4 protein-coding genes are annotated in these 4613 nt (G+C 73.8%); 3 read left to right on the top strand and 1 reads right to left on the bottom strand.

From position 1 onward, the window contains the following. The 3 genes from HMPREF3105_RS00200 to HMPREF3105_RS00190 form a co-directional block, all read left to right on the top strand. On the top strand, positions 1-356 hold a 356-nt coding region (locus HMPREF3105_RS00200), incomplete at its 5' end, for a siderophore-interacting protein (protein WP_141762352.1). Positions 357-494: 138 nt separating this feature from the next. Beyond that, positions 495-1292, top strand: a complete 798-nt coding sequence (locus tag HMPREF3105_RS00195) for a hypothetical protein (protein ID WP_070708487.1) — start codon at positions 495-497, stop codon at positions 1290-1292. 51 nt (positions 1293-1343) lie between these two features. Continuing rightward, complete coding sequence (locus HMPREF3105_RS00190) at positions 1344-2633, top strand: M20 metallopeptidase family protein (RefSeq protein ID WP_070708486.1); 1290 nt, start codon at positions 1344-1346, stop codon at positions 2631-2633. Here the strand turns inward: HMPREF3105_RS00190 and acs are convergent. Beyond that, positions 2582-4606 (bottom strand): acetate--CoA ligase, encoded by a 2025-nt coding sequence (gene acs / locus HMPREF3105_RS00185; RefSeq protein WP_241252162.1) that lies wholly within the window; start codon positions 4604-4606, stop codon positions 2582-2584. The two genes, HMPREF3105_RS00190 and acs, sit on opposite strands and share 52 nt — an antisense overlap. Between the last annotated feature and the right edge of the window lie 7 nt (positions 4607-4613).

The following is a 4613-nucleotide window of genomic DNA, read 5'->3' as shown; positions in this document are numbered from 1 at the left end:
CCGGCGTCGCGCTGATCGAGGTGACCGACGCCGGGGACGAGGTGCCCCTGACCGCGCCGGCCGGCGTCGAGGTGCGCTGGCTGCACCGCGGCGGCCCCTTCACCCCGGAGACGACGAGGTTCGCCGCCGCCGTCGAGGGCGCGGCGTGGCGGGACGGACGGGTGCACGCGTTCGTGCACGGCGAGCGGGAGCAGGTCAAGCGCGTCCGGGCGTACCTCACGGACGTGCGCGGCGTGGACCGGCGACAGCTGTCGGTGAGCGCGTACTGGGCCTACGGCCGTGCCGAGGATGTGTTCCAGGCGGAGAAGCAGACCCCGGTGGGGCAGATCTTCGAGGACGGCGCCACCGGCGGCTGACCCGCACAGGTTCGGCACAGCCGAAGTTCCGTCGCCCCTCGGGGCATGACGGGCCAGGGGTGACGTGAGACGGTCGAGGGGTCATCGTCCGGCGGTGCCCGGCCGCCGGCACGTCCGCACCTCTGTGAAGGAGTCCCCATGAAGACGCCCGCACGCCTCGCCGTCGGCATGCTCGCCGCCTCCGGTCTGCTGCTCACCGGCTGCGCCTCCGACCCGACGCTGGACGAGAGCTGGCCCGAGGTCCGCCAGAAGGTCGTGGATGCCGAGAGCCTGCGCCTGAGGATGGAGGGCACCGCCGCCGACAAGGAGGAGGAGAAGGAGGACGCGTCGGCCTCGGCGTCGCCCTCCGCCTCCCTGGGCACGGACGCCATCCAGTCCGCGAACGTGGACCTCGCCGGCGCCACCGACGACTCCCACCTCAAGGGCACCATGAACGTGGACATGGGGGCGGCCACCATGGACATCGAGGTCCTGCGCCGGGACGCCGACGTGTTCTTCAAGCTCAAGGCCGACGGTGACGACCTGCCCCGGGAGATGGGCATGTTCTCCACCCTCGTGGGCGACCGCTGGATCAAGACGAGCGCCGATCAGGCCGCGCAGATGGACATCTCACTCCAGGAGATCATGTCCGACCTCGAGGAGGACATGCCCGCCGCGGACGCCTTCGACGGCAAGGACCTGAAGGCCGAGGAGGTGGAGCTCGAGGGCAGGAAGTACCTCAAGTACGCGCTGCCCGAGGAGCACCACGAGTTCGGCCGGACGATGCTGATCGACCGGGAGAGCACGACCCTCTACCGTCTCGAGGACGTGAACTCGGAGGACGAGGACGTGGACGCGAACGCCACCTTCACCGAGTGGAACGCGGTCGAGGCGCCCGAGGCCCCCGCCTCGGAGGACGTCTTCGACCTGGCCGAGCTGCAGGAGCTGGCCGGTTGACCCGCTGCGCGATCCGGGTGGGCCGGCGGGCCGCCACGGCATGATGTCCTGATGGACCGCACCGCCCCCACCCCGCCCGCGAACGCCCTCGCCCCGGACCTGCCGGAGGACATCGCCCGGGAGGCGATCGCCTTCCGCCGCCGCCTCCACGGGCATCCGGAGCTGGACCTGCACCTGCCCCGCACCCAGGCCGCCGTCCTCGAGCGGCTCGAGGCCCTGCGCGCTGAGGCGGGGGAGGATGCCGCCACCGGCCGCCCCGCGCTGGAGACGAGCGTGGGCCGGGCGCTGAGCTCCGTCGTCGTGGTGCTGCGCGGCGGGGCCCCGCTGCCGGAGGGGGCCCGGCGGCCGGTCGTGCTGCTGCGGGGGGACATGGACGCCCTGCCCGTCACGGAGGAGACCGGGCTGGAGTACGCCCCCGCCGTGCCGGGCACCATGCACGCCTGCGGCCACGACCTGCACACCGCCGGCCTCTACGGCGCCCTGGCGTGGCTGGTGCGCCGTCGCGGGGAGCTCGCCGCCGACGTGGTGGCCATGTTCCAGCCCGGGGAGGAGACCGGCGGCGGCGCCCTGCACATGATCCAGGAGGGGCTGCTGGAGGCGGCCGGGCGACCGGTGGACGCCGCCTACGCGATCCATGTCTCCTCGGGCACGTACCCGCGCGGCGTCCTGCTCAGCCGCCCGGGGGCGATCCAGGCCGGCTGCGACGACCTGGTGGTGACGGTGCACGGTCGAGGCGGGCACGGCTCGGTGCCGCACCTGGCCCAGGATCCGGTGCCCGTGGCCGCCGAGATGGTGCTGGCGCTGCAGTCCGTGGTCACCCGGCAGTTCGACGCCTTCGACCCGGTGGTCGCGACCGTCGGGCACCTGAGCGCGGGCACGGCGGCCAACATCATCCCGGACAGCGCCACCCTCGCCCTCACCCTGCGGACCTTCTCCGCGCCCTCCCGAACCCGGCTGCTCTCGGCCGTGGAGCGCATGGTGCACGGGATCGCCGCGGCGCACGGCATGAGCGCGCAGGTCCGGACGGACTGCGCGTTCCCGGTGACGGCCAACGATCCGGACGCAGTGGCTTTCGTCCGCCGGACCGTGGAGGACCTGTACGGGGCCGACGCCTACCGGGAGCTGCCCGAGCCCGAGCCCGGCAGCGAGGACTTCTCCGAGGTCCTCCAGCGGGTGCCCGGCGCCTACGTCCTGCTCGGGGCGGTCCCGGAGGGCGTGGACCCGGACGAGGCCCCGGTCAACCACTCCCCGCAGGCCGTGTTCGACGACGCCGTGGTGCCGCGGGCCGCTCAGGTGCTGGCCGAGCTGGCGCTGCGGACGGCGCCGGTGCCGGCGTCCTGAGCGCGGCGACCGGCCCGGAGCACCTCGGCGATCTGCCCGACGCACGGCTCGTTCTGCAGGCTCGTGGTGTCCCCGAGCGCGGTGCCCTGGTGCAGCTGCGTCAGCAGCCGCCGCATGATCTTGCCCGAACGGGTCTTGGGCACGTCGGGGACGAAGACCACCTCGGCGGGCTTGGCCACCGGCCCGATCACCCGCCCCACGTGCCGCCGCAGCTCCTCGGCGCGGTCGGCGGCGGAGGCGCCGGGGCCGTCGTCGCCGGCCAGCCAGCTCTCGTGCGCCACCACGAAGGCGACGGCGGCATGCCCGGTGGTCTCGTGCGGCACGGGGCACACCCCCGCCTCGATCACCTCCGGGTGCGCCACGAGGGCGGACTCGATCTCGATGGTGCTCAGCCGGTGCCCGGAGATGTTGATGACGTCGTCCACGCGCCCGAGGATCCAGACGTCGCCGTCCTCGTCCCGCTTGGCGCCGTCGCCGGCGAGGAACCAGCCCGCCTCGCCCTGGTCCGCGTAGTCCTCCCAGTACGAGTGGAAGTAGCGGGCCGGGTTCCGCCACACGGTCCGCGCCATCGCCGGCGAGGTGCGGGTGACCACGATCCGGCCCTGCAGGCCCTCGGGCGTGGGGGCGCCGTCGTCGTCGACCACGGCCACGTCCACCCCCGGCAGGGGCCGGGAGCCGCAGCCCGGCTTGAAGGCCGTGTCCGTGGGGCGCGGGGAGAGCACGGTGGCGCCCGTCTCGGACTGCCACCACGTGTCCACCATCGGCAGGTCCGGGGTGTCCCGGCCGATCTGGGTCCGCGCCCACGTCCAGGCCTCCGGGTTCACGGACTCGCCCACGGTGCCGATCAGGCGGATCGAGGACAGGTCCGGGCCGCCGTCCGCGTGCGCCGGGATCCCGTCCGGATGCCAGCCCTTGAGCGAGCGGATCAGGGTGGGCGCCGTGTAGTAGCTCGTCACCCGGTAGCGCTCGATCACCTCGAAGTGCCGGCCCGGGTGCGGGGCGTTCGGCACACCCTCGTAGATCACCTGCGTGACCCCGTTCGAGAGTGGACCGTAGATCTCGTAGGTGTGCGCGGTGACCCAGGCCAGGTCCGCGGTGCACCAGTGGACGTCGTCGTCGCGCCGTGCCGGGTCCGGGTGGGAGAACAGGAAGTCGTGCGTCCACGAGGCCGCGGCGAGGTACCCGCCGGAGGTGTGCACGAGCCCCTTGGGCTGTCCCGTGGTGCCGGAGGTGTACATGATGAACAGCGGGTGCTCCGCGTCGAAGGCGCGCGGGGTGTGGGTGTCCGGCTGGCGGTCCACGACGTCGTGCCACCACAGGTCCCGGCCCTCGGTCCACGGGATGTCCCGGTGGCCCGTGCGGTCCAGGACGAGGACGTGCTCGATCGCGTTGTCCCCGGACACGGCCTCGTCCGCGTTGGCCTTCACGGGGACGGCGGCACCGCGGCGGAACTGGCCGTCGGTGGTGACGAGCAGCTTGGCGCCCGTGTCCTCGACGCGGAACCGCAGCGCCTCCGCCGAGAACCCGCCGAACACGAGCGAGTGCACGGCGCCGATCCGCGCGCACGCCAGCGTGATGACGATCGTCTCCACGAGCACGGGCAGGTACACGACGACGCGGTCGCCCGCCCCGATGCCCAGCTCCTCGAGGGCGTTCGCGGCCTGGGCGACCTCGCGCTGCAGCTGCGCGTAGGTGACGGCGCGGCGGTCGCCGGGCTCGCCCTCGAAGTACAGGGCGACCTTCTCCCCGCGCCCCGCCGCCACGTGGCGGTCCACGCAGTTCACGGCCACGTTCAGGGTGCCGTCCTCGTACCAGCGGATCTCCGGGCCGCGCTCGGCGGCCGGGTCCGGGGCGGTGAGGGAGCGTGTCCGGGTGAAGGGTCGCTCCCAGCTCAGACGTCGGCCGGCCGCCTCCCAGAACGCGAGCCGGTCCGCCTCGGCCACCGGACGGCCGTCGCCGCGCCCGCCGTGCAGCCGGTCC

Origin of the sequence: Micrococcus sp. HMSC31B01 (genome assembly GCF_001816085.1) — a bacterium.
In the GTDB taxonomy this organism is placed as follows: domain Bacteria; phylum Actinomycetota; class Actinomycetes; order Actinomycetales; family Micrococcaceae; genus Micrococcus; species Micrococcus luteus.
This window is presented reverse-complemented; position numbering and strand designations above follow the sequence as displayed.